This window comes from Streptomyces massasporeus (genome assembly GCF_014648995.1).
GTDB lineage: Bacteria > Actinomycetota > Actinomycetes > Streptomycetales > Streptomycetaceae > Streptomyces > Streptomyces massasporeus.
On sequence record NZ_BMSE01000011.1, the window covers coordinates 49,614 to 72,362 of the forward strand.

General features: G+C 72.7%; 20 protein-coding genes and 3 pseudogenes. 15 read left to right on the forward strand and 8 right to left on the reverse strand.

Translation table 11 applies throughout. The features are described from left to right. Positions 1-159 precede the first annotated feature (159 nt). From IE153_RS23530 to IE153_RS23555, 6 genes are all read left to right on the forward strand, one after another. Entirely contained in the window at positions 160-1,455 is a 1,296-nt protein-coding gene (locus IE153_RS23530; protein ID WP_189591804.1) for a CAP domain-containing protein, read from the forward strand. A gap of 73 nt (positions 1,456-1,528) precedes the next feature. After that, positions 1,529-2,206 carry an AIM24 family protein gene (locus tag IE153_RS23535; RefSeq protein WP_189591805.1) on the forward strand — a complete coding sequence of 226 codons (678 nt, stop codon included), beginning with the start codon at positions 1,529-1,531 and terminating at the stop codon, positions 2,204-2,206. Positions 2,207-2,378: 172 nt separating this feature from the next. Then, a complete protein-coding gene (locus IE153_RS23540) occupies positions 2,379-3,437 on the forward strand; it encodes a tetratricopeptide repeat protein (RefSeq protein WP_189591806.1) in 1,059 nt (352 codons plus the stop codon). Further along, positions 3,434-4,654, forward strand: coding sequence for a polyprenyl synthetase family protein (locus IE153_RS23545; RefSeq protein WP_229829128.1), 1,221 nt, complete (start codon positions 3,434-3,436; stop codon positions 4,652-4,654). The genes IE153_RS23540 and IE153_RS23545 overlap by 4 nt, the downstream gene beginning before the upstream one ends. A 121-nt stretch (positions 4,655-4,775) precedes the next feature. Continuing rightward, on the forward strand, positions 4,776-5,735 hold the full coding sequence (locus tag IE153_RS23550; RefSeq protein ID WP_189591807.1) for a threonine/serine dehydratase family protein: 960 nt from the start codon (positions 4,776-4,778) through the stop codon (positions 5,733-5,735). Between the two features lie 339 nt (positions 5,736-6,074). Next, positions 6,075-7,721, forward strand: a complete 1,647-nt coding sequence (locus IE153_RS23555) for a serine/threonine protein kinase (RefSeq protein WP_189591808.1) — start codon at positions 6,075-6,077, stop codon at positions 7,719-7,721. Between the two features lie 73 nt (positions 7,722-7,794). On the opposite strand, the gene IE153_RS23560 is transcribed toward IE153_RS23555, so the two are convergent. Further along, a complete protein-coding gene (locus IE153_RS23560; RefSeq protein WP_189591809.1) occupies positions 7,795-9,246 on the reverse strand; it encodes a serine hydrolase domain-containing protein in 1,452 nt (483 codons plus the stop codon). Between the two features lie 72 nt (positions 9,247-9,318). On the opposite strand from IE153_RS23560, the gene IE153_RS23565 reads away from it, so the two are divergent. Further along, a complete protein-coding gene (locus IE153_RS23565; RefSeq protein ID WP_189591810.1) occupies positions 9,319-10,290 on the forward strand; it encodes an LLM class F420-dependent oxidoreductase in 972 nt (323 codons plus the stop codon). Here the strand turns inward: IE153_RS23565 and IE153_RS23570 are convergent. Continuing rightward, a complete protein-coding gene (locus IE153_RS23570; RefSeq protein ID WP_229829129.1) occupies positions 10,187-10,861 on the reverse strand; it encodes a hypothetical protein in 675 nt (224 codons plus the stop codon). The genes IE153_RS23565 and IE153_RS23570 overlap by 104 nt on opposite strands. Before the next feature lie 169 nt (positions 10,862-11,030). On the opposite strand from IE153_RS23570, the gene IE153_RS23575 reads away from it, so the two are divergent. The 3 genes and pseudogenes from IE153_RS23575 to IE153_RS23585 all read left to right on the forward strand — a co-directional run. Further along, positions 11,031-12,068, forward strand: coding sequence for a hypothetical protein (locus IE153_RS23575; RefSeq protein WP_189591812.1), 1,038 nt, complete (start codon positions 11,031-11,033; stop codon positions 12,066-12,068). A 62-nt stretch (positions 12,069-12,130) separates the two neighbouring features. Then, positions 12,131-12,556, forward strand: a complete 426-nt coding sequence (locus IE153_RS23580) for an SsgA family sporulation/cell division regulator (protein WP_189591813.1) — start codon at positions 12,131-12,133, stop codon at positions 12,554-12,556. A gap of 83 nt (positions 12,557-12,639) precedes the next feature. Continuing rightward, positions 12,640-13,272, forward strand: a pseudogene (locus tag IE153_RS23585) (DUF2238 domain-containing protein); the annotation flags it as partial. Here the strand turns inward: IE153_RS23585 and IE153_RS41740 are convergent. Next, a complete protein-coding gene (locus IE153_RS41740) occupies positions 13,273-13,770 on the reverse strand; it encodes a DUF6328 family protein (RefSeq protein ID WP_229829130.1) in 498 nt (165 codons plus the stop codon). Positions 13,771-13,922: 152 nt separating this feature from the next. On the opposite strand from IE153_RS41740, the gene IE153_RS23590 reads away from it, so the two are divergent. Continuing rightward, complete coding sequence (locus IE153_RS23590) at positions 13,923-14,270, forward strand: hypothetical protein (RefSeq protein WP_189591814.1); 348 nt, start codon at positions 13,923-13,925, stop codon at positions 14,268-14,270. A 9-nt stretch (positions 14,271-14,279) separates the two neighbouring features. Here the strand turns inward: IE153_RS23590 and IE153_RS23595 are convergent, their stop codons facing one another. Next, positions 14,280-15,263 carry an aldo/keto reductase gene (locus tag IE153_RS23595; protein WP_189591815.1) on the reverse strand — a complete coding sequence of 328 codons (984 nt, stop codon included), beginning with the start codon at positions 15,261-15,263 and terminating at the stop codon, positions 14,280-14,282. A 138-nt stretch (positions 15,264-15,401) separates the two neighbouring features. Here IE153_RS23595 and IE153_RS23600 point away from each other — a divergent pair, with 138 nt between their 5' ends. Beyond that, on the forward strand, positions 15,402-17,126 hold the full coding sequence (locus IE153_RS23600) for a cholesterol oxidase substrate-binding domain-containing protein (protein WP_189591816.1): 1,725 nt from the start codon (positions 15,402-15,404) through the stop codon (positions 17,124-17,126). Between the two features lie 12 nt (positions 17,127-17,138). On the opposite strand, the pseudogene IE153_RS23605 reads toward IE153_RS23600, so the two are convergent. Then, positions 17,139-17,270, reverse strand: a pseudogene (locus IE153_RS23605) (IS481 family transposase); the annotation flags it as partial. 69 nt (positions 17,271-17,339) lie between these two features. Then, positions 17,340-18,500, reverse strand: a pseudogene (locus IE153_RS23610) (FAD-dependent monooxygenase); the annotation flags it as partial. A gap of 369 nt (positions 18,501-18,869) precedes the next feature. Here IE153_RS23610 and melC1 point away from each other — a divergent pair. Then, positions 18,870-19,238, forward strand: a complete 369-nt coding sequence (melC1, locus tag IE153_RS23615) for an apotyrosinase chaperone MelC1 (RefSeq protein ID WP_189591817.1) — start codon at positions 18,870-18,872, stop codon at positions 19,236-19,238. Positions 19,239-19,270: 32 nt separating this feature from the next. Then, positions 19,271-20,092 (forward strand): tyrosinase MelC2, encoded by an 822-nt coding sequence (melC2, locus tag IE153_RS23620; RefSeq protein ID WP_189591818.1) that lies wholly within the window; start codon positions 19,271-19,273, stop codon positions 20,090-20,092. Here the strand turns inward: melC2 and IE153_RS23625 are convergent, their stop codons facing one another. Next, the gene (locus IE153_RS23625; protein WP_189591819.1) at positions 20,093-20,806 is read right to left on the reverse strand and encodes a ribonuclease H family protein; all 714 of its coding nucleotides are present in this window, start codon (positions 20,804-20,806) and stop codon (positions 20,093-20,095) included. A 58-nt stretch (positions 20,807-20,864) separates the two neighbouring features. After that, positions 20,865-21,662, reverse strand: coding sequence for a VOC family protein (locus IE153_RS23630; RefSeq protein WP_189591820.1), 798 nt, complete (start codon positions 21,660-21,662; stop codon positions 20,865-20,867). Positions 21,663-21,848: 186 nt separating this feature from the next. Between IE153_RS23630 and IE153_RS23635 the strand changes: the two genes are divergently transcribed. Further along, a complete protein-coding gene (locus IE153_RS23635) occupies positions 21,849-22,748 on the forward strand; it encodes an SGNH/GDSL hydrolase family protein (protein WP_189591821.1) in 900 nt (299 codons plus the stop codon). Position 22,749: the final 1 nt, after the last annotated feature.

The following is a 22,749-nucleotide window of genomic DNA, read 5'->3' on the forward strand; positions in this document are numbered from 1 at the left end:
CCCGGGGGCCCGGCAGCCCGGGAGCCGGGACCGGCAAGGGAACCCTCGCGCTCCGGCGGCCGTTGTCCGGGCAGGCGAATCCCTCGGGGGGAGGGGCGGCCGGCGTGATGCGCGGGGAGGGGCGGCCGGCGTGATGCGCGGGGAGGGGCGGGCGGCGTGATGGGCGAGTTGGTTCCCGGCGGCAATCTGGCGCTGCCGGGCGGTGCGGTGACGGTCCGGGTGCCCGGGCCGTTCGACGTGTCCGCGCTCGTGACCGACGACGGCGGACGAGTCCGGGACGACGGCGACTTCGTCTTCTACAACCAGCCGGCGGCTCCGGGAGCCGTCCTGCGGGGCGACGCGCTCACCGTGGACCCGCCGGGACTGCGCACCGGCGCGACCCGGGTCACCGTCGTCGTGAGCCCCGCCGACCCCGGGACCGCCCTCGGCCGCCTGCCCTCCCCCACGCTGCACGTCACCGACGCGGGAGGCCGCACGCTCGCCCGCTTCACCCCGCCGCGCCCCGGCCCGGAGACGGTACTGCTGCTCGCGGAGCTCTACCGGCGCGGCGACCGCTGGAAACTGCGCGCCCTGGGCCAGGGATACGCCGACGGACTGGCGGGACTCGCACGGGACTTCGGCGTCGACGTCGTGGACGACACCTCCCCCACCGCTCCCGCGAGTGACACCGCCGCGCCCGATCCGGACGGCTTCCTGCCCCTGGTCAACTCCGCCCGTGCCACGGCGGGTTCGCCACCGCTCTCCCTGGACGCCCGCCTGATGTCGGCGGCCCGGGTCCATGCCGTCGCCATGGCGGCGGCCGGACGCCTCGGCGTCGAGACGCACGACGGCGTCTCCGTCTACCAGCGTGTCATCGGTTCCGGGTTCGCGTATCTCACCGTCGGCGAGCACCTGGTGTCCGGACCGCGCACGGCCGCCGAGTTCGTCGCGTACTGCCTGCGCACGGACGGGCCCCGGCGCACCCTGCACGACCCGGCGTTCACCCACGCCGGACTGGCCCAGGTGCACGACGGCCCCTCCGGTGACGTCTACTGGACGGCACTGTGGGCCAGGCCCTTCACCCCGGACGGGCTCGCCGCCACTGCGGCGGCCGTCATCGACCTCACCAACCGGGAGCGCACCCGGCACGGGCTCCCGCCCCTGTCCGCCGACCCGCCGCTCACCACGGCCGCCCAGGCGCACAGCGCGGACATGGTGGCCCGCGCCTTCTACGCGCACACCGCACCGGACGGCAGCCGGCCCTGGGACCGGGCCGCCGCCGCGGGTTCCACCCGGCGTTCCATCGGCGAGAACATCGCCTGCGGCCAGCGCTCCCCCGCCGACGTCGTGGAGGGCTGGATGAACAGCCCCGGCCACCGGGCCAACATCCTCAAACCCGGCTTCACCCACATCGGTGTCGGCTTCGCCGGCGGCGGGCGGGCCGGCATGTACTGGACGCAGCTCTTCGGCGGTTGACGTCCGGCCGCTTCACGACCGGGCCTCCTGCGCGATCTTGGCGGAGGGAATCGCTCCGGGCGAGGATGCCGGTATGAAGGGTGATCTCTTTTCCAATGAGCACATGGTGCAGCCGGCCGTGGCGCCGGGCATGACCGTCGAGAACGCCAAGTGCATCCGGTACACGGTGAACGGCGAGATGCTCGCGCGGCAGGGCGCGATGATCTCCTACCGCGGCAACCTCCAGTTCGAACGCAAGGGCCAGGGCGTGGGCGGCATGCTCAAGCGCGCGGTCACCGGTGAGGGGCTGCCGCTGATGGCGGTGCGCGGGCAGGGCGAGGCCTGGTTCGCGCACGAGGCGCAGAACTGTTTCATCGTCGACGTCGAGCCCGGCGACGAGTTCACGGTCAACGGCCGCAACGTGCTGTGTTTCGACGCCACGTTGTCGTATCGCATCGCGACAGTGAAGGGCGCGGGCATGACCGGCGGCGGCCTCTTCAACAGCGTCTTCACGGGGCACGGCAAGCTGGGCCTGGTGTGCGAGGGCAATCCACTCGTCATCCCGGTCTCGCCGCACTACCCGGTGTACGTCGACACGGACGCGATCGTCGGCTGGACCGCGGGGCTGCAGACCTCGCTGCACCGCTCCCAGTCCATCGGGTCGATGCTGCGCGGCGGTTCCGGCGAGGCCGTGCAACTGCTGCTCCAGGGCGAGGGGTACGTCGTCGTCCGGCCGAGCGAGGCGACACCGCACAAAGCCGGCCAGCACTGAACACCCATCAGGTGATCTGCGCCTCACAGGCAACCCGGTCCGTCCCGCCGACGTCTTGATCGGCAACAGGTGCTGCCCTGGCCCTTGTGGCCAGGGCAGGTTTTCACCCTTCTATGCACACCATGTATACGCGCTATGTATAGATGGGGTGCATACGGACCGAAAGGCATCGATGTACGGCAAGGCATTCGCCCCGGAGTACCAGGGCGCGCTCACCACTCTGTCCGTCAACTCCTCCCTGACCGACGTCCTGGCCGCCGGTACCGAGCAGTTGAGAGCGGCCGAGCGCGCCGGACAGCCCGGGGAGGCGGCGCGTTCCGGACTCGCGGTGGCCGAGGCGCACCGCCGGCTGGGCCGGGTCGACGACGCGGACCGGGCCTGGAAGGCGAGCTACCGCGCGGCCCGGCAGGCCGGGGACGTCGGGGCGATGGCCTGGGCGCTGTGGAGCGGCGGCACCCTGGCCCGGCAGCGCGGCGCGCTCCGGCTGGCCCGCAGGCTGCTCCAGCTGGCCGCCGACCTCGGCGAACGCGGCGGCGACATCGTCGTGCGCGGCTACTCGCTGGCCGGCCTGGCCGAGACCGGCCGCATCCAGGGCGACTACGAGGCCGTCGGCCGGCTGCACGAGCAGTTGCTCGCCGAGGCCCGGCGGCGCGGGGAGGCGCGGCACACGGTGTGGGCGCTGGAGGGCATCGCCCAGATGCACCGCAACACCGGGCGCTACGACACGGCGTACGCGCTGTTCGAGGAGGCCGCCGAGATCGCCGCCCGGGCCGACGACCGGCGCGGTCACGCCTGGGCGCTGCGCGGGCTGGCCGACGTGGTGTCGGTGCGCGACGGGGACACCGAGCGGGCCCTGGAGCTGCTGAGCGAGGCGGAGACGGCGTGCCGCGCGATGCGGCTGTCCAGCGCGCTGGCCTACAACCACAAGATGCGCGGCAACGTCCTGTACCGGGCGGGGCGTTACGCCGAGGCACGGGAGCTGTACGAGCAGGCGCTCGCGGAGTTCCGTGAGATGAGCGAGCCGCGCGGAGAGGCCCTGTCGCGCCTGGGACTCGCCAAGTCCCTGGCCCGCCTGGGCCGTGACCGTGCCGAGACGGCGGCCGAACTGGCCGACCTCGCCGTCCTGCTGGAGCGCATCGGCCTCCAGCACGCCCGCCGGATGGTGGCCCGGGCCCACGAGGAACTCGGCCTACCGGCCGCCGAGCAGGCGGCGACGGAGGCGGCACGGTGACGGCGCCGCCCACGACGATGGGGACGGCACGACGGGGCGCCACGACGGCATCGCCCCCGGCGGCCGACCGGCCACGGCGGCAGGACGCGGCGCACGAGGCTTCCGCTGCGGCACGGCCGACGCCGCAGGGCACGGCGCATGAGGCTCTCCGTACGGCACGGCCGGCACGGCAGGGTGAGCCGGGCGCTCTCACGGCCGGCGTTCTGGCAGCCGGCGTCGACGACGTCCCCCAGGTCCTCGAGCGCTGCCGCGCCCTGGTCAGGCCCGCCCTGGAGAAGGCCGTCGGGCGGCTGCACCCCTGGGTCGGTGAGATGGCCGCCTACTCCTTCGGCTGGTGCGAGGTCGGCGGTGCGCCGGCCGTCGCCTCCGGCGGCAAGGGCGTACGGCAGGCGCTCGCGGTGCTCGGGGCCGAGGCGGCCGGTGCGCCGGAGCGGGCCGGGGTGGCCGCGGCCGTCGCGGTGGAGCTGGTGCACACCTTCTCCCTGCTGCACGACGACATCATGGACGGCGACGCGGACCGGCGAGGCCGCCCGACCGTGTGGAAGGCCTACGGCACGGGGCCCGCGGTGCTCGCTGGCGACGCCCTGTTCGCCCTGGCCGTCGAGACGCTGGCCGCGGAGCCGGGTGGCGCGGGAGCCGTGGGGACCCTGTCCGTGGCGCTGGGCGACCTGGTGCGCGGGCAGGCGGACGACCTGCTGTTCGCCGACCGCCCGTGGACCGGGCCCGAGCGGGTGCGGCCCGACGAGTACCGGGCGATGGCGGAGCACAAGACGGGCGCGTTGCTGGGCTGCGCGGCCGCCCTGGGTGCCGTGCTCGGAGGTGCCGGCCCCGAGACGGTCGCCGCGCTCGACCGGGCGGGTCGGCATCTCGGGGTCGCGTTCCAGGTCGTCGACGACGTGCTGGGCATCTGGGGGGATCCCCGCGTCACCGGCAAGCCGGTCCACGGCGATCTGCGCGAGGGGAAGAAGACGTTCCCCGTGCTGGTGGCACTCGATTCCCCGATGGGCGGCCGGATCGCCGGCCTCCTGGAGTCGGGGGACGCGCCGGAGACGGCGGCGACCCTGATCGAGGAGGCGGGCGGCCGGGCGACGGCCCTGGCGGAGGCCCGGCGGCACATCACCGCCGTCGAGACGGCCCTCGCCGACGTGCCGTCGACCGCCCGGGCCGCCGACGAACTGCGTTCGCTGCTGGGCTACCTGGTGCGGCGCGAGGTCTGAGCGACGCGAGCGGGTGTCCGACGCCGACGCCGTCGCCCCACACCGCGTTGACCTGGACCCCTGTTCACGTCAGGGTTCGACACGGCGCGTTTCACGACCCCGCGCCGGAAGGATGGCTGCCATGATCGGCATCTCGGAGATCGAAGCCGCGGCGGAGCAGATCGCCGGGCACGTCGTGCGCACCCCGACGATGGACAGCCCGGGGCTGTCGGCGTTGCTCGGTGCTCCGGTCACCGCGAAGCTCGAACTGCTGCAGCGCACCGGTTCGTTCAAGGCCCGGGGGGCCACGGCGAAGCTGCTGTCGCTGAGCGAGGCGGAACGGGCCGCGGGCGTGGTGGCGGTCAGCGGCGGCAACCACGGGATCGCCCTCGCGGTCATGGCCGCGGCTCTCGATGTGAAGGCCACGGTGGTGATGCCACGCTCGGCGCCCGCCCGTGCCGTGGAGATCGCGGAGGCGGCCGGCGCGTCGGTGCGGCTGACCGATGACATGGACGGCGCGTTCGCGCTCATGACGCGGCTCCAGCAGGAGGGGCTGACCTTGGTCCACCCCTTCGACGACCCGGTGGTGATCGCCGGACAGGGCACGGTCGGGCTGGAGTTCGCCGCCGACGCCGGTGAGCTCACCGACGTCCTCGTGAGCATCGGGGGAGGCGGCCTGATCGCCGGCGTCGCCGCCGCGCTGCGTGCCCGCCGGCCCGGGGTGCGGGTGTGGGGCGTGGAGACCGAGGGCGCGCAGGCCATGTCCGAGGCGCTGGCGGCGGGTGGTCCGCTGCCGGTCGCCCTGTCGTCGATCGTCTCCACGCTCTGCGCGCCGTCCGTGTCGCAGCTGACGTACGACCATGTCTCCGCCCTGGTCACCGAGGTTCTGGTGGTTCCGGACCGAGAGGCCGTGCGGGGCTCGCTGGATCTGGCCGACCACGCCAAGGTGTGGGCCGAACCGGCGGCCGGCTGCCTGCTGCCGGCCGCCCGGCAGGTCCTGGAGCGGGTCGGCGACGGGGCCAGGCTCGGCCTGGTGGTGTGCGGGGGCAACGCGACGACGGGCGATCTGTTCGCCTGGTCGCGTCGCTTCGGTCTGCGCTGACGTTCCGGTGGCTCCCGGGGAATCCCGTGCGAAATTCATCGGAGGGCTTCGAGTTCGGACGTTGTACACGTCCGCATTTACCAACGGTTACCACCAGGCCGGGCGGGAATTTACGAATCCGCGGGCGGTGGCGGGCGAATTCTCCGCGCCCGCCGCGGACCCGGCGACCGAGGTGAACCGCGCGAGGCGGCGAAAGACCGTTTTTGCTCGCACAGTTGCTCCCATCTCTTGAACAAAAGACAGGAATGAACACGGAGTTGCGATCCATTTGAACGCAGGGTGCCTCATCCCCCGTACCTCTGGAAAAGGTCAGAGCCAGGTTTCCAGCGAGGGATGGCCATGGGCAGGGCGCACGTCTCCACACACCAGTTGGTCGCCGGCCGGTACCGGCTGCTAGAGATCATCCAGCGCGAGACCAACCGCATCTGCTGGTATGCCGAGGACACCGGGGCCGGTGAGATCTCCCGTCCGTGCCTCGTGACCCAGGTCGGGCTTCCGGAGGACCCGGGCGGGGCCGAGCGCCGGGCCTCCGCCCGCCTGCTGCGCACCACCGAGAACATGGCACTGCTGTGCCCGGGTCGGATCGCCACGGTCGTCGACGCCGTCGAGGAGGCCGGTGCCCTGTGGACCGTGAACGAGTGGATCGACGGCACCCCGCTGGGCGAACTCCTCTCGGAACAGGGCACGTTCAACTACGTGCGGGCGGCGCGGATCGGCCTGGAGCTGCTCGACGTGCTGGACGCCGCGCACGCCGCGGGCATCACGCACGGCGAGCTCAGTCCCGGTCAGGTGTTCGTGCGCGAGGACCACTCGGTCGTCGTCACCGGCTTCGGTCTGGCCGGTGCGACCCTCGCGCCCCGGCTCACGGCACCCGCGTACGCCTCCCCGGAGCAGGCCCGCGACCAGCGCATCGGCCCCGCGGCCGACCTGTGGGCGCTGGGCTCGATCCTGTACACGATGGTCGAGGGGCGCCCGCCGTTCCGGGACCGGGGACGCCCGGAGAACACCCTGAAGGGCGTGGATCGGCTGCCGCTGCGCACGCCGGTGCGCGCGGGGCCGCTCACCCAGGCCGTGCAGGGGCTGCTCCGCAAGGACTCACGGGAGCGGCTGACCCGCCAGGTGGTGCGCGAGGCACTGACCCGGGCACTGAGCGAGGATCCCGAGGCGACCCTGGCCGCGGCACCGGTCCCGCGGCTGCGTGGCGCCTACGCCGCGATGCGCCCGGGGAGCCCGGCGTGGAGCAGACGGACCATGGTGGCGGGAACGGCCCTGGCCGTCGTCACCGTCGCGGTCGCCGTGCTCGCCGCGACCCAGGGGCTGCCCGGCACGGACAGCGGCAGCGACGCGGCCGAATCACCGGTCCGGCCGCCGGCCTCCGCCGCCACACCGGGCGAGGGCACGGGCGGTGACAGCGCCGATCCGTCCGGGCCGCCCAGCCCGCCCGAGTCCCCCACCCCCACCCCCACCCCGTCGTCCCCGTCCCCGACTCCCACGCCCACACCGTCCGCCCCGGCCACGGCCCTGCCACCCGGCTTCCAGCGCTACCGCGCGGCGGAGGGCTTCTCGGTCGCGCTGCCCGAGGGCTGGAAGCGGCTGGACACCGACCGCGACGGCGAGGCGTACCGGGTCGTCTTCGGCGCCCGGGGGGACGACCGCACGCTGGCCGTCACCTTCAGCGATCAGGCCGGCCCGGACCCCGTGGCCGTGTGGCGGGACGACGTCGAACCCAACCTCAAACAGGCGGACGACTACGACCGGATCGGCGCGATCCGCGCGACGACGTACCAGGGCCGCAAGGCCGCCGACATGGAGTGGACCGCCGACGTCGACGGCACCCGGGTGCACACCCTCGGCCGCGGCTTCCTGCTGGGTGAGGGCCGCAGCTTCTCGCTGCGCTGGACGACCCCGGACGCCGACTGGGAGGACGCCGCCAACCAGGAGGCGCTGCGCACGTTCTTCAAGACCTTCCGGCCGGGCTCGGTCTGAGCAAGACCTTCGGGGCAGGACTGAGCAAGACCTCCCGGCAGGGGCCACACTGAGCAAGGCCTTCCGGCCCGGCTCAGACCGAGCGGCGCGGGGCGCGCAGGGTGGTGAGCCGGCCTCCGTGCAGCGGCTGGGTGCGCCAGTGCGCGGTGAGCGTCCGGTCCGCGAGGGAGCAGGTCAGCGCCAGGCGGTGCGGGGTCTCCAGGAACACCACCTCCACCGCGAGCGTGCCGGCATCGGTCCAGCCGCCGCTCACCGCGGTCGGGACGGGTTCCTCGGCGACCGTCCAGCCCTCCCCCGCGAGACGCAGGGCGAGCCGGTCCGGATGGTCCGGACGGTCCCCGTCTCCGGTGAGGGTGAGCGTCCAGCCGTCCGCGTCCCGGGTGAGCCCGGCCGCCCGGACCGGCTTGGTCTCGTCGGAGGGCGTGAACGCGGCGGCCGCCCAGTCCTGCTCCCGCTCCGGGGCTGCGGGACGGCCCGGGGCGGGCGGCAGCGCGAGCCGGGCGAGGCGCTCCCGCAGCTCCGCGTCGGCGGCCTCGCGGCCCGTCAGCGGCTCGGGGCCGAAGGCGGGCAAGAGGTGCTCCCACACCAGATTCAGGTACTCCTGCATCCGCTCGGTCGCCGAGGTCGCCGCGATCACCACGTCGTGCTCCGGCAGCACCAGACAGAACTGGCCGTAGGCGCCGTCCCCCCGGTAGCCGTGCCGGGACGTCCAGAACTGATAGCCGTAACCCCGGTCCCAGTCCTGCCGGTCCACCTCCCCCATGGCCCCCGCGGTCGGTATGTGGGGCTGCGAGGCCCGGGCCGCCCATCCCTGAGGCAGCAGCCGCCTGCCCTCCCACAGCCCGTCGCACAGATACAGCCGGCCGAGCCGGACGACGGCGTCGGTGGTGGCGTGCAGGCCGCTGAAGCCGAGCTCGCGGCCGGCACGGTCACGGCGCCAGGCCACCTCGCCGATGCCCAGCGGATCCAGCAGCCTGGGCCGCAGGTAGTCGCTGAGCGACTGCCCGGTGGCCCGCTGGACGATCGCGGCGAGCGTGTAGGTGGCGGGCTGGTTGTAGGCGAAGACCGTGCCCGGGTCCTCGTCGGGCGGCAGCCGCAGGAACCCCCGCACGGGCTCGGCGGGGTCCCGCCCGAAGGCCTCGTCGACGGTGTCCCGCCGGTGGCCGCTCGCCATGGACGCCACGTGCCGGACGAGCATGGCCCGGCTGCGCGGGTCGGTGATGTCGGCCTCGAACTCGGGGAAGTACGAGATCACGGGCGCGTCGAAGTCGAGCAGTCCCTCGGTCTCGGCCAGGGCCGCCGCGGTCCCGGTGAAGCTCTTGCTGAGCGAGTACAGCAGGTGGAGGCGGTCGGGGGTGTAGGGCGTCCACCAGCCGGAGGCCACCAGGTGCCCGTGCCGCATGATCATCAGGCTGTGCGGCTCGATCTCGGGGGCGGCTTCGAGGGCGTCGAGGAAGGCGTGGACGCCGGAGGCGTCGACACCCTGGGCGGCCGGACCGGAAGTCGGCAGGGGGGAAGCACTCATGGATGCATCCTGCACCCGTCGGCGACCTTGATCGAGCCGTTTCCGGGCCCGCTGTCAGGGGACTCGCCGGGTATGGTGCAAATCGGATACACGATGATGACCGAGCAGGCCGGCCCCCGAGAGCTCGTCGACCACGTGGTGCGGGCCGAGGAGGCGGGCTTCGACTTCTCGGTGACCTCCGACCACTACTTCCCGTGGCTGCGCTCGCAGGGTCATTCGCCGTACGCCTGGGCCGTGCTCGGCGCGGCCGCCCAGGCCACGTCCCGTATCCCGCTGATGACGTACGTGACGTGCCCGACGTTCCGCTACCACCCGGCGGTGGTGGCGCAGAAGGCGGCGACGCTGCAGTTGCTGTCCGAGGGCCGGTTCCGGCTGGGGCTGGGTTCGGGCGAGAACCTCAACGAGCACGTGGTGGGCGGCGGCTGGCCGTCCGTCGATGTGCGGCACGAGATGTTCGAGGAGGCCGTGGAGATCATCCGCGCGCTCTTCAAGGGCGGACACGTCAACCACCGCGGCACGCACTTCGACGTGGAGTCGGCCAAGCTGTGGGACCTGCCGGACGAGGCGCCGCCCATCGGCATCGCCGTCTCCGGGGAGCGCTCGTGCGAACTCGCGGGCCGGCTCGGCGACCTGGTGATCGCCACGGAGCCCAAGGCCGGGCTGCTGGAGGCCTTCGACCGCCACGGCGGCCGGGGCAAGCCCCGCATCGGCCAGCTGCCGGTCTGCTACGACCCCGACCGGGACGCGGCCGTCGAGCGGGCGCACTCCCAGTTCCGCTGGTTCGGCAGCGGCTGGAAGGTCAACTCGGAGCTGCCGCATCCCGATTCCTTCGACGCGGCCACCCAGTTCGTCAGGCAGGACGACGTCGCCGACGCGATCCCGTGCGGTGACGACCCGGAGGCGTTCGTCGAGGCCGTCCGCCCGTACGCCGAGGCCGGGTTCACCGAGATCGCCCTCGTCCAGATCGGCGGCGAGTCGCAGCCGGCGTACCTGGACTGGTCGGAGAAGACCCTGCTGCCGGCGCTGCGCGACGCGTTCGGCTGAAGTCCTCGGCCATCGCCTCCACGGCCCGTTCGACCAGAAGAGCCCTCCGCACCGGGGGGCTCTTCTTCACGAGCGCGCTGACCCGTTGGGCGTCCTCGGTCGTGGGCAGGAACCCGGCCAGCAGGAGGGGCAGCAGCAGCCGCCGGACGAGTACTTCGCTCTCCGAGGTGACCTGGGGTCTGCGCATCACCGAGACGTTGACCCGGATCGCGTGCTCGTTGCCGGGCGGTACACCCGGCCGGTCCGTCTCGATCGCGGCGTAACGATAGCCGTGCGCCCGGTCACAGGCGGCGCAGCCGACCGGGCCCCGCGTGAGCCGGTCGCCGCAGTCGGGGCACACCAGCCGGTCGAGGGCGGCGTCCACCAGCCGCCAGTCGTGCCGGTCGGGTTCGGCGACGACCATCTCGGCCAGGGCACGCTCCTGGTCGTCGTCCGCGGCGGTGTCCCACTGCTCCAGGAACGCGGCCCACGCCCTCTCGACGATGCCGTCCACCAGGTCGCGGCAGGCGGCACAGGCGGGGGCACCGCCGTACGCGTAGCCGCCGCACTCCGCACAGCGGCGTAGCGACATGTCCGCTCCCTGTCGCACCATGTCCGGCATCCTCCCGCACCCGCGTCCGCCCGGGACAACGGTTTTCGGACGGGCCGCGCGGGCGGTGAACGGCGAGGTCAGCGGGTGCCGCTAGGCTTCCGTGCGCACCTCGTGCAGTCCGATCTGCCCCGCCTCAGGAGAGTCGTCCGTGACCGTTGCCTTCACCCCGCCCGAGACCCCTGTCGCCCCGGCGCCCCTGTCCGACCTGGTCGCGCGGGACGCGCGGGAGTTCGGGGCGTACGCCCGGACCGGAGGGTGGGCCTTCGGGCTGAAGGTGGCGCGCAGTGTGCGGCCCGGCGGTCAGGGCGCGGACGAGACGCCGAAGGTGTCCGCGAAGGAGTTCGCCGAACTCGCCGGCTGCTCCCCGGAGCGGGTCATGCGCTACTACAAGGCGTGGGACCGGGCGGCGGACGACGGCATGGTTCCGCACTTCGAGGCGCTGACGCCCGGTCAGGAGGTGGACCTGCCGGACGCCGACGTGTGGCTGAGCTACTACGTCTCCCGCAACAGCGCCACGTCCGAGCGCGGCACCGCCATCTCCGAGGCCGCCGAGGCGGAGGGCATCCGGCCCACCAAGGCCCTGGAGGTGGCGGAGAACCCCACCGCGCTGCGCGCCGCGATCCTCGCCGACCCCTCCACCGCGCGTGCCGCCCGCCAGGCCCTGCTGGACCGGGTGCGCGAGGACCCGGACCTGCAGTCGGAGCTGGCCCGTGACGTGGTGCGCACCGACGAGCTGAAGAAGGCCGTCGCCGGGGAGAGCAGGGCGGCCGACCGGATCGGGTACGTGCGCCAGATCGCCGAGTCGGGGCAGATCAAGACGCCCGCCGGGCAGACCGTCGACGCCCCCGCCGACCTGCGCCAGGAGGCCGAGCGGCACCTGTCGCTCATCGACGAGCTCGACGAGGGCGAGGACGCCGGCGAGTGGGCCGCCGAGGCGTACGACACGATGAAGTCCCTCGTCGTCGAGGTCGTGGAGACGGACCCGGGGCTGCGCGTGCAGGAGCGGCGCACGAAGTTCTACAGCAGCCTCCAGAAGGCGACCAAGGTGTTCGAGGAGCTGACCTTCGACGACGCCGGGGAGTTCTACGAGGACGACATGGTGCAGCGTCTGGAGGATCTGCAGCGGGCCGTCGCGGTGTGCATCGAGTCGCTGCGCGGCGCCCGCGGGAATCACCCGGTCGGCTGAGCATTCCGGCGAAATCGGGGGTACTAGAGGGCTCTACGTCGGTTCTTCCCGGAGGCCCCCTCGTGAACTCGTTCGTCCACAAGACCCTGGTGGTGCAGCTCCAGGCGGGCGACACGGACCGTTTCTCCGTGCTCGCCCACCTGAGCTACGACGCCGCGGACCCGTTCGCCGTCACCGTGGTCTTCAGCCATGACGGCCGCGTTCTCGCCCGGTGGCAGCTGGACCGGGAGATGCTCGGTGACGCGCTGCGGCGTCCGGTCGGGGAGGGCGACGTGCGGATGCGCCCTCAGGCGCGGGGGATGTGGCAGGAGCTGCGCCTGGAGTTCCTCGGCGACGCCCGGGCCGACGGCGGCCGTCACCACGCCGTGGTGTTCGCCTGGGCGCCGGGGTTCGCGGCGTTCCTGCGCGAGACCTACGAGGTGGTGCGGCCGGGCCGCGAGGAGGTCCATGTCGACGACTTCCTGGCGGGCGTGCTCGCCGGGGGCTGAACCGCCGCCGGTTTTGAGTAGGCGTACTCATGCCGAGGGCCCGCCCCCGACCGGACGATGGGCTGCCTCGAGAGGAGCCCGCCATGTCCGCTGTGTCCGACGTACGTCCGGGTCCCCGGCCGTTGCTGCCCGCCGCCCTCGCCTGGGGTGTGCTCGCGGTGCTGGCCCTGTCCGGGTGGAACCCGCACGACCGCATGACCTGGTTCCTGGAGGTCGTGTGGGTCGTCGTCGGTCTGCCGCTGCTGGTGCTGACCCGGCGGCGCTTCCCGCTCACCGGTCTGTTGTGCTGCCTGCTGGCCGCCCACGCCGTGGTGCTGATGGTGGGCGGCCACTACACCTACGCCGAGGTGCCGCTCGGTGACCGGGTCCGGGACGTCTTCGGTCTGGATCGCAATCCCTATGACCGGTTCGGCCACCTGATGCAGGGCTTCGTGCCGGCCGTGCTGGTGCGCGAGCTGCTGGTGCGCACCTCGCCGCTGCGCGGCAGCCGCTGGCTCGCTCCGCTGACCGTGTGCGCGTGTCTGGCCTTCAGCGCCGTCTTCGAGATGCTCGAGTGGGCGGCCGCCGTGGCCGGAGGGCACGCGGCCGACGCCTTTCTGGCCACCCAGGGCGACGTGTGGGACACGCAGTGGGACATGTTCTGCGCGCTGATCGGGGCCACCGCCTCGCTGCTGCTGCTCAGCCGGGTGCACGACCGGCAGCTGGCGGCGGTGCCGTCACTTCGACGTGTAGCGGTGCCGGGTCCACAGCGGCAGGACGAACCAGCACAGCAGGTACCAGCCGACCACACCGGCGACCAGGTAGGGCACGAAACCGTCGTGCGTGGCCACGCGCAGGATGAGCAGCAGTGAGGCGGTCGTGGTGGCGAGCAGCAGCACGAGGCCGAGCAGGGTGAGCCGGGAGGCCAGCTGGACCGCCTGGGGTTTGACGCGCCGCCCGGCGACGATGCGGTGCAGGGCCACCGGCCCGATGAGCGCCCCGGTCGCGCAGGCACCGAGGACGACCGTCACGAGATAGATCGTCTGGTCGGTGCCGGAGAGGTCGTCGTACTTCTCGGTGAACACCACCGTGAGGAGGAAGCCGAAGAGGATCTGGACGCCCATCTGCGCCACGCGGACTTCCTGGATGAGCTCCTGCCACATCCGGTCCGCTCTCTCCTCCTCCGTCTCGTTGCGCCCCCGGCGCATGGCCCCGCCCTCTGCCGCGTCCGCCACTGTTCCTCCCGGTGTGAGACCTGAGCCCTCCGCGTTCCCGGGTTCCCCGGAACGACTCGTCGTCCCGCGGGCCCCCCGGGAGCGGTTTGAGCGATCAGGGGACGGTTACACGGACGGCGCGAATGACGCAGAACCGAGGAGGTCGTGGACTCATGTCCGGAACACAGCTCACCGTGACGCTCAGCGGCGGAGGCGCCGACGACGCGCGAGCGGTCGTCCGGGCCCTGGAAGGCACGTTCGGGTCGCCCGACGAGCTTCCCGCCGACGAGAACGCGACGGTCCACACGGCGACCTTCGACGGGGAGACGGACGCGCGTCCCGCCGGCGGCGACGGAGCGGGTTCCGGGCGGCTGTCCGCACCGGTGACCGTCACCGTGCAGGGCAGCCCGGAGGCCGTGCGGCGGGCGAGCGACACGCTCACCCGGGCCTTCACGGCACGCGACGACGGCGCCGCCTCCGGCGACCAGGAGCAGGAGAGGCAGCTGCTCCTGGAGCCGTGAGAGGCGGCCTCACCAGCGGGATTCGACCTGGTCCTTGATGCGCCGGTCGTACAGGTCGCGGATCGCCGTCAGCGTCTCGCCGGGCAGCTGCGGGAGGCGGGCGGCGTCCGCGTTGGCCCGGGCCTGTTCGGGTGAGCGCGCGCCGGGGATCACGGTCGTGACGCCGGGCTGCTCGACGATCCACCGCAGGGCCAGCTGGGCCGGGGTGTACCCCTCGGGGGCGAGCGCCGCGAACTCGGCGGCCGCCTCGACACCGGTGACGTAGTCGACGCCGGAGAAGGTCTCGCCCTGGTCGAAGGCCTCGCCGTGCCGGTTGTAGGTGCGGTGGTCGTTCTCCGGGAAGACCGTGTCCCGGGTGTACTTGCCCGACAGCAGGCCGGAGGCCAGCGGCACCCGGGCGATGATGCCCACGCCCGCCTGGCGCGCGGCCGGGAGCACCTCGCGCAGGGGCTTCATGCGGAACGGGTTCAGGATGATCTGCACGCTCGCGACGTGGGGCCGGGCGATGGCGGTCAGCGCCTCCTCGCAGGTCTCGACGCTGACGCCGTAGGCGGCGACGCGCTCCTCCTCGACGAGGGTGTCGAGCGCGTCGAACACCTCGTCCGTGGAGTAGACGGGCGTCGGCGGGCAGTGCAGCTGCACCAGGTCGATGCGGTCGACGCCGAGATTGCGCCGGGAGCGGTCGTTCCAGGCGCGGAAGTTGTCGAGCACGTAGTTACCGGGGATCTGGTCGACCCGGCGGCCCATCTTCGTGGCGACCATGACGTGCAGGTCCGGGCGGCCGCTGAGGAACGCGGCGATGGTCTGCTCGCTGCGCCCGTCGCCGTAGACGTCGGCGGTGTCGAAGAAGGTCACCCCGGCTTCGGCCGCCGTCTCCAGTACCGTCAGGGCTTCCTTGTCGTCGACGTCTCCCCAGTCGGCCCCCAGCTGCCAGGTGCCCAGACCGATGACGGAGGCGTGCTGGTCCGACCTGTCGAATGTGCGCTCGTCCATGGGCGTCAGTCTGTCATCCGTCCCGGCGTCACGCGGAAGTGTCGATCCGGCTCGTCGAGCCCGCTCGATTCACTCGCACGAGTGAATCGATGCGACAGGAACGCGTCACGTGTCAACCAGCCCCTAGCGTGACTCCACGTGACCACTGGTGCAACGAACAACTACCCGTCGGCCGCCTCCCCTTGGACCCGCAGGGGCTTCCTCCGCACCGCCGCCGCACTGGCCGTGGTGCCCGGTCTGCCGGCGGATCCGGCGGTCGCCGCCGCGGAGTTGCCGGGCTTCCCGGCGGACGTCGCGCTGTACCGCTCGGCGTACCGGAACTGGGTCGGCGAGATCACCGCCGACGGCCTGTGGGCCTGTGCGCCGGGCAGCCCGGACGAGCTGGTCGACGTCGTCAACTGGGCGTGGCGGCACGGGTGGCGGGTGCGGGCCCGGGGTGCCTCGCACGGCTGGTCGCCCCTGACGGTCACGGAGGGGACGCCGTCCGGCGCGCCGGTCCTCCTCGTCGACACCGTGCCCCACCTCACCGGTCTGGCCCTGGACTCCCCCACCGCCGTGCGCGCCGGAACCGGCGTGACCATGGAGGCCCTGCTGACCTTCCTTGAGGAGCACGGTCTGGGCGTCACGGCCGCCCCCGCTCCCGGAGTGCTGACCCTGGGCGGCGCCCTCGCCGTCGACGCCCACGGCACCGCCGTTCCCGCGCGGGGCGAGCGGCGGCGGCCCGGGCACACGTACGGCTCGCTCAGCAATCTGGTCCTGTCCCTGACGGCGGTCGTGTGGGACGCCCGGGCCGGCGCGTACGTACTGCGCACCTTCCACCGATACGAGGCGGACTGCGCCGCGCTGCTGACCCACCTCGGACGGGCCCTGGTGACCGAGGTGGTGCTGCGGGTGGGTGCGAACACCGACCTCAGGTGCGTGAGCCGTACGGACATCCCGGCCGGGGAGCTGTTCGCCGCGCCAGGCTCGGGCGACGGGCGGACCTTCGCGAGCTACCTGGACGAGGCGGGGCGGGTCGAGGCGATCTGGTTCGCCTTCACCGAGCACCCCTGGCTGAAGGTGTGGAGCGTCTCCCCCACCCGGCCGCTGACCTCGCGGAAGGTGACCCGGCCGTACAACTACCCGTTCTCGGACAACATCCCGGGACCGGTGGCGGAGCTGGTCGGCCGGATGACGTCGGACGCGGCCTGGTACCTGGCGCCGCTGCTCGGCACCGCCCAGTACGAGGCCGCCGCGCTCGGGCTGGTGACGACGCTGTCCGCGGACCTGTGGGGGCCGTCCAAGAACACACTGCTGTATCTGAAGCCGAGCACGCTGAGGGTGCACGCCAACGGCTACGCGGTCCTCACCTCGCGGGACCGGGTGCAGCGGGTCGTCTCCGAGTTCGCCGCGTTCTACCGGGAGCGGCTGACGGCCTACGCGGCCCGGGGCAGCTTCCCGGTCAACGGCTCGGTGGAGATCCGGGTGACCGGCCTGGACGACCCGGGTGACGCGAGGGTGGCCGGGGCCCGTCCGCCGCTGCTGTCGGCACTCCGGCCGCCCGCGGACCACCCCGGGTGGGACACGGCGGTGTGGCTGGACATCCTGACGCTGCCGGGCACGCCGGACGCGGAGGCGTTCCTGCGCGAGATCGAGCGGTTCCTGCTGCGCACCTTCGACGGCGGGTTCGCGCTGACCCGGGTCGAGTGGTCCAAGGGGTGGGCGTACACGGACGACGGGGTGTGGGACGACGAGGAGGTGCTGGACGACGTCGTCCCGGCGGCGGTCGGCCGGGACGCGTGGGGGGAGGCGGACGCGGCGCTGGACCGGCTCGATCCGCACCGCGTGTACGGCAACGCGTTCCTGGACCGCCTGTTCGGCTAGTGCGGACGCGCCCTAGGTGTATTGACCCAGAGCGTTGTTCACACGGCTGATCGGTGGGTGGCCGCCGAGTGCGGTGTGGCAGCGGTGGTGGTTGCAGGTGTGGAGGAAGTCTGTCAGGGCTGCGGTGCGTTCGTCGTTGCTGGTGCAGGGGCGCGAAGACGACCCGCAGCGGCCGGTGAATAGCAATTCACCCAAGGTTCGGCGGGCTACTCCCGCGCGGCCGGCGACCGTGCGCGCACGGTTCGCGCGGCCCTTCGGCCCCAGCCGGCGCTTGAACCGCAGCAGTGGTTCCAGTCGCCCGGCCGCCCGGTCGAGCCGGTAGTACAGCTGGGGCGGGACGTAGGGCAGCAGGGGCGAGTGGCGCTGGCCGAGCAGGGCGAACATGCGCTCCGGGGGCAGGTGCATGTAGCGCGGCAGGTTCTCGTACCACTGGGCGCTGTAACGGGCCGCGCTCTGCACGGGCAGGAGGGCCGCCTTGCGTTCCCGCTCGTAGCGGGCGAGGGGCTGCGGGAGCTCGGGGTGCTGGCGCAGCGCGGCGGCCAGGGCCATCGCGTCCGCCAGGGCGAGCGTGGTGCCGGCGCCGATGGAGTAGTGGGTGGTGTGGGCGGCGTCGCCGAGCAGGACGACGGTGCCGTGGTGCCAGGTGTCGTTGGTGAGGGTGCGGAAGGTCTGCCACGGGGTGCCGCTGGGGCGGCCCAGCGGCACCGGGTGACCGTCCAGGACGTCCGCGAAGAGCTTCTCCAGCAGGGCGCGGCCGTCGGCCTCGCTCGCGCGGTCGAGACCGAGGCCGGCCCAGGTCTCGGGCGCGTATGCGACGACGCAGGTGCTGCGGTCGGGGCCGTAGCCGTAGCACCAGATCCGGCCGTGGGCTGTTTCCACGAAGGCGAAGGTGAAGGCGTCGAAGACCTGGTGGTGCCGAGCCAGACCAAGTGGTTGCGCCCGGGTGTGAGGCGGCTGCCGAAGTGCGTGGCGTGGCGGGTGCGCAGGGCACTGCGGACACCGTCGGCCGCCACGATCGGGTCGGCGCCGGAGGGCAGGTCACCGGCGGTGACCTCGCGCTCGTACTCCAGGCGTACGCCGAGGCCGCGGTCCCGGGCGGCGAGGATCTCCAGCAGCCCGGTGGCGGCCGATGCCGTGGCCCTGGTCGCCGCTGTGCCGGGTCGTCAGGTCCCGGACGTGGGCGACACCGTCGTTCCACCGGACCGAGTCGGCGTCGAGGACGTCCGCCGACTCGGGGCCCTGCTCGTGCAGCCGGTCGAGCAGATCGCGCCAGTACGTCACGTCCCAGCCGTAGGTGGAACCCTCCGGATCGCGTTCGTAGACGGTGACGTCGTGGGACGGGTCCTGCCGCTTGAGCAGGATCGAGAGATACAGACCGGCGGGCCCGCCGCCGGCACAGGCGACCTGGACGCAACCCCTGAGCCGTCACTTGCGAACGCAGAGCAGCGGGAGCCGGGCACCTTCGACCGGACCGCCGAATCGCGCCAGTTTCGCGGCGTGACGCGTACCACGGGCCTCGGAGCGCCCGGGCAGAAACATCCGCCACAGCACCCCTCGGGGGTGGAATTTCCCCTTCCGTACGGGTGCGCAGCCCCCTCAAGGCAAGATCATCTTCGTTCAACCTTGCACGACATAAGGGGAATTGCCCGGATCGCAGCCAACCGGCTCGCGTGGATTTCTCCCGGTAGCGGGCGGGCCGATAGGCATGCGAGGTCATCAACCCGATCCACCCAGGAGGTCCGTATGCCGGAACTCAGCCGTCGCAGCGCGCTCACCGCCGCGGCCGTCCTCGCCACCGGCGCGGGGACGTTGTCAGCCGTCGTCCCGGCCTCGGCCGCCGGGCACCACGACTCCCCCGGGAGTTTCGACGAGGTCTACAAGGGCCGCCGGATACAGGGCCGTCCGGCCACCGGGTCCGGTCACCACGAGCACCACGGCGGGGGTTACGCGGTGTTCGTCGACGGGGTCGAGCTGCACGTGATGCGCAACGCCGACGGCAGCTGGATCAGTGTCGTCAGCCACTACGACCCGGTGGCCACCCCGCGCGCCGCCGCCCGCGCCGCGGTGGACGAGCTGCAGGGCGCACCCCTGCTGCCCTTCCCCGCCAACTGACCCGCACCGCAAGGCATCTGGAGCACCCGCACATGGCTGTCCGCAAGAACCAGTCCACCCTGACCGCCGACGAGAAGCGGCGTTTCGTCGCCGCACTGCTGGAGCTGAAGCGCAGCGGCCGCTACGACGAGTTCGTCACGACGCACAACGCGTTCATCGTCTCCGACACCGACAACGGCGAGCGGACCGGGCACCGCTCACCGTCCTTCCTGCCCTGGCACCGAAGATTCCTGCTGGAGTTCGAGCGGGCGCTGCAGTCGGTGGACGCGTCGGTGACACTGCCCTACTGGGACTGGACCGTGGACCGTACGCCGCGCGCCTCGCTGTGGGCGCCCGACTTCCTCGGGGGCACCGGGCGGGAGCGGGACGGCCGGGTGACGGACGGGCCGTTCTCCGCGTCCGGCGGGAACTGGCCGGTCAACGTGCGGGTCGACAGCCGTACGTTCCTGCGGCGCTCCCTCGGTTCCGGGACGCGCGAGCTGCCGACGCGGGCCGACGTCGAATCGGTGCTCGCGATGTCCACGTACGACATGGCGCCCTGGAACAGCGGCTCGGACGGCTTCCGCAACCACCTCGAAGGGTGGCGGGGCGTCAACCTGCACAACCGCGTCCATGTCTGGGTCGGCGGACAGATGGGCACCGGGGTGTCCCCCAACGACCCGGTGTTCTGGCTGCACCACGCCTACATAGACAAGCTGTGGGCCGAGTGGCAGCGCCGCCACCCCGGCTCCGGCTATCTGCCGGCCGCGGGCACCCCGAACGTGATCGACCTCAACGAGACGATGCGGCCGTGGCACGACATGAGCCCGGCGGACCTGCTGGACCACACACCGCACTACACGTTCGACGTCTGATCAGACGGTCGCACCCGTGCGGCACTCCGGGTGGCCCCAGCCGCTGTCGTTCTTGGCGATGGGCTCGCCGGCCGCGTAGGAGCGGCCGCAGAGGCACCGGCCGGGGAACTTCGCCTTGATGGTGCGCGGGGAGCCCTTCCCGCCCGTGGTCCTGGCGCCGCGGGCGGCGCCGCCGCGCGGGCGGGACCGCGGGGCCTTGGCCGGGGTGTCCGGGGCGGGCGGCGGCTCGGGGGAGCCTAGGCCGCTGCCCGCGGCCTCCTGGACCGTGGCGGCCTGGCTGGCGGCGCGGTCGGCGAAATCGTTGAGCCGGTCGCCGTCGACCTGGTGGGCGGGAACGTAGCGGAACTCGACCGAGCGGCCGTCGAGGAGTTCGTCGATGCGCACGACGAGGTCCTGGTTGGCGACCGGCTTGCCGGCGGAGGTCTTCCAGCCGTTGCGCTTCCAGCCGGGCAGCCAGGTGGTGACGGCCTTCATGGCGTACTGCGAGTCCATCCGGATCTCGAGCGGCACGTCCGGCTCGGTCGCCGCCAGCAGGCGCTCCAGCGCGGTGAGTTCGGCGACGTTGTTGGTGGCCTTGCCGAGCGGCCCCGCCTCCCACCTCTGCGGCGTCTCGGAAGCGTCGGCGACGACCCAGGCCCAGCCGGCGGGTCCGGGATTTCCCTTCGAAGCCCCGTCGCACGCGGCCACTACACGTTCACGCATGCGCTCGATCATGCCATGACCGCGGGAATCGTCCGGCCGGGAGGTCCGGGGTGCCTGAACGGAGGCCCCCCTAGGCCACGTCGGTCAGCTTCGGCATCTCGCCCTCGGTCGTCGTGGTGTCGATCACCGAGAAGTTCGCGCCCTGCGGGTCGCTGATCGCCGCGAACCGGCCGAAGGGAGTGGTCATCGGGCCGAACCGCAGCACGCCGCCGAGTTTGGTGGCCCTCGCCACGGCCTCGTCGCAGTCCTCGACCCCGAAGTAGACGTTGATGTACGGCCGCATCTCGGGCGGGAACTCCTCGCCCATCTTCATCCGGCCCAGCACGGTGCGCTCGCCCAGGTCGTAGATCCGGAAGTCGATCTCGCCGTCCCGCATGTCCCGCTGCCGGTAGGAGAAGACGGCGGGGAAGAACGCGTCGGATTTCTCCGGCTCGCGGGTGAAGACCTCCGCCCAGGTGTAGGCACCGGGTTCTCCCATCGCCTGGAATCCCTCGTGGGTGCCCGCCTGCCAGACACCGAAGACGACGCCACCGGGGTCGCGGGCCAGGCACATGGTGCCGAAGTCGGCGACCTGCATCGGCTCCATCAGCACCTCGCCGCCGTGGTCACGGATCCTGGCCGCGGTGGCGGCGGCGTCCTGGGACGCGAAGTAGAGGCACCACTGCGACAGGCCTTCCTGGCCGGGCATGGGCGGGACGACGGCGGCTACCGCCTTGCCGTTCGCGGAGGCCTGCGTGTAGTTGCCGAACTCCGCGGACGACTCGGCGAAGGTCCAGCCGAGGACCTCGCCGTAGAAGCTCTTGGCCCCTTCGAGGTCACTGAACATCGCGTCGGCCCAGCACGGGGTTCCTTCAGGTTGCACGGCCATGGCTGCGGCCCTCTCCGAATGAGTGGATCTGAGTGAGGTCTGAGTGGAATCGTCCGCTTCCTCACGCTAGTCACCCGGGAGCCTGCCCGCGCGTCGAGCGGGCCGTCACACGGCGGGCGTCTTCCCTCCGGCGCCCGGCTGTGCTTGCCTGAGTGCCCTTTCGGTGGCCGGGGCGGGAGTTGCCGTATGCGCAAGCCGTGGGTCGTGGGGGTACTGCTGGCCGGGATGCTCCTCGGCGGGTGCGGGGATCCCGCATCCGCACCCGAGGAGCCGGCACCGGCGGCACCGCGCACGTCGACGACCACCCACCAGCGCGCCCCCGCCTCCCCCGGACCGCTGCCGAGGAAGGCGCCCACGGTGCTGTACCTCGGGGACTCGCTGGCGATGGAGGGCCAGAAGGTCCTGGGCCAGGAGTTGCGCCGGGACCTGAGGGCGAAGTACACCGCCGCCCCGTACTCCGGCACCACCCTGTGCGACTACCTGGAGGGCACGGCCGACCGTTCCCTGGTGCCGGCCGCGGACAAGGCCGCCGCGCTGGTGCGCAGGCTGCGGCCCGACTTCGTGGTCCTGCAGTTCTGGGGGAACTCCTGGGGCTACACGCCGTGCATGGACGGCATCACCTACGACAAGGCCCCGGCCCGGTACTTCAGTCGCTACGCCGCCGACGCGCTGCGGCTCACCGAGCAGATCGCCGCGGCCGGGGGCGGCAGCCGCCCGAGGATCGTCTGGGTGTCGCAGGGCCCGGATCCGATCACCCCCGACCGGGTCCGGCGTGTCAACGCGCTCTACGAGAGGCGGGCCGCCGCCTCGGGGGACCTCGTGGCGGACGCCGGGAAGGCGGTGAGCCCGGCCGGCGGCCGGTACACCTGGACGCAGTCCCTGCCGTGCACGGCGTACGAGCGTGCCCACCGCGGCCTGTGCACACAGCCCGGCCGCGACCGCACCGCCCTGCACCGCGACGACGACCATCTGCACTTCTGCCTGGCCCCCACCACCAGCCGGCCGAAGCCTTGCCCGGTCCGCTCCCCCGGGATCCTGCGCCTCGCCCGGGAGGTCACCAAAACCATTCGACAGGCGGCGCGTTGAC

Coding starts and splice junctions, on each gene's coding strand:
- IE153_RS23530 (WP_189591804.1), top strand. CDS start 160: ATGGGCGAGTTGGTTCCCGGCGGCAATCTGGCGCTGCCGGGCGGTGCG.
- IE153_RS23535 (WP_189591805.1), top strand. CDS start 1,529: ATGAAGGGTGATCTCTTTTCCAATGAGCACATGGTGCAGCCGGCCGTG.
- IE153_RS23540 (WP_189591806.1), top strand. CDS start 2,379: ATGTACGGCAAGGCATTCGCCCCGGAGTACCAGGGCGCGCTCACCACT.
- IE153_RS23550 (WP_189591807.1), top strand. CDS start 4,776: ATGATCGGCATCTCGGAGATCGAAGCCGCGGCGGAGCAGATCGCCGGG.
- IE153_RS23555 (WP_189591808.1), top strand. CDS start 6,075: ATGGGCAGGGCGCACGTCTCCACACACCAGTTGGTCGCCGGCCGGTAC.
- IE153_RS23560 (WP_189591809.1), bottom strand. CDS start 9,246: ATGAGTGCTTCCCCCCTGCCGACTTCCGGTCCGGCCGCCCAGGGTGTC.
- IE153_RS23565 (WP_189591810.1), top strand. CDS start 9,319: ATGGTGCAAATCGGATACACGATGATGACCGAGCAGGCCGGCCCCCGA.
- IE153_RS23570 (WP_229829129.1), bottom strand. CDS start 10,861: ATGTCGCTACGCCGCTGTGCGGAGTGCGGCGGCTACGCGTACGGCGGT.
- IE153_RS23590 (WP_189591814.1), top strand. CDS start 13,923: ATGTCCGGAACACAGCTCACCGTGACGCTCAGCGGCGGAGGCGCCGAC.
- IE153_RS23595 (WP_189591815.1), bottom strand. CDS start 15,263: ATGGACGAGCGCACATTCGACAGGTCGGACCAGCACGCCTCCGTCATC.
- melC1 (WP_189591817.1), top strand. CDS start 18,870: ATGCCGGAACTCAGCCGTCGCAGCGCGCTCACCGCCGCGGCCGTCCTC.
- melC2 (WP_189591818.1), top strand. CDS start 19,271: ATGGCTGTCCGCAAGAACCAGTCCACCCTGACCGCCGACGAGAAGCGG.
- IE153_RS23625 (WP_189591819.1), bottom strand. CDS start 20,806: ATGATCGAGCGCATGCGTGAACGTGTAGTGGCCGCGTGCGACGGGGCT.
- IE153_RS23630 (WP_189591820.1), bottom strand. CDS start 21,662: ATGGCCGTGCAACCTGAAGGAACCCCGTGCTGGGCCGACGCGATGTTC.
- IE153_RS23635 (WP_189591821.1), top strand. CDS start 21,849: ATGCGCAAGCCGTGGGTCGTGGGGGTACTGCTGGCCGGGATGCTCCTC.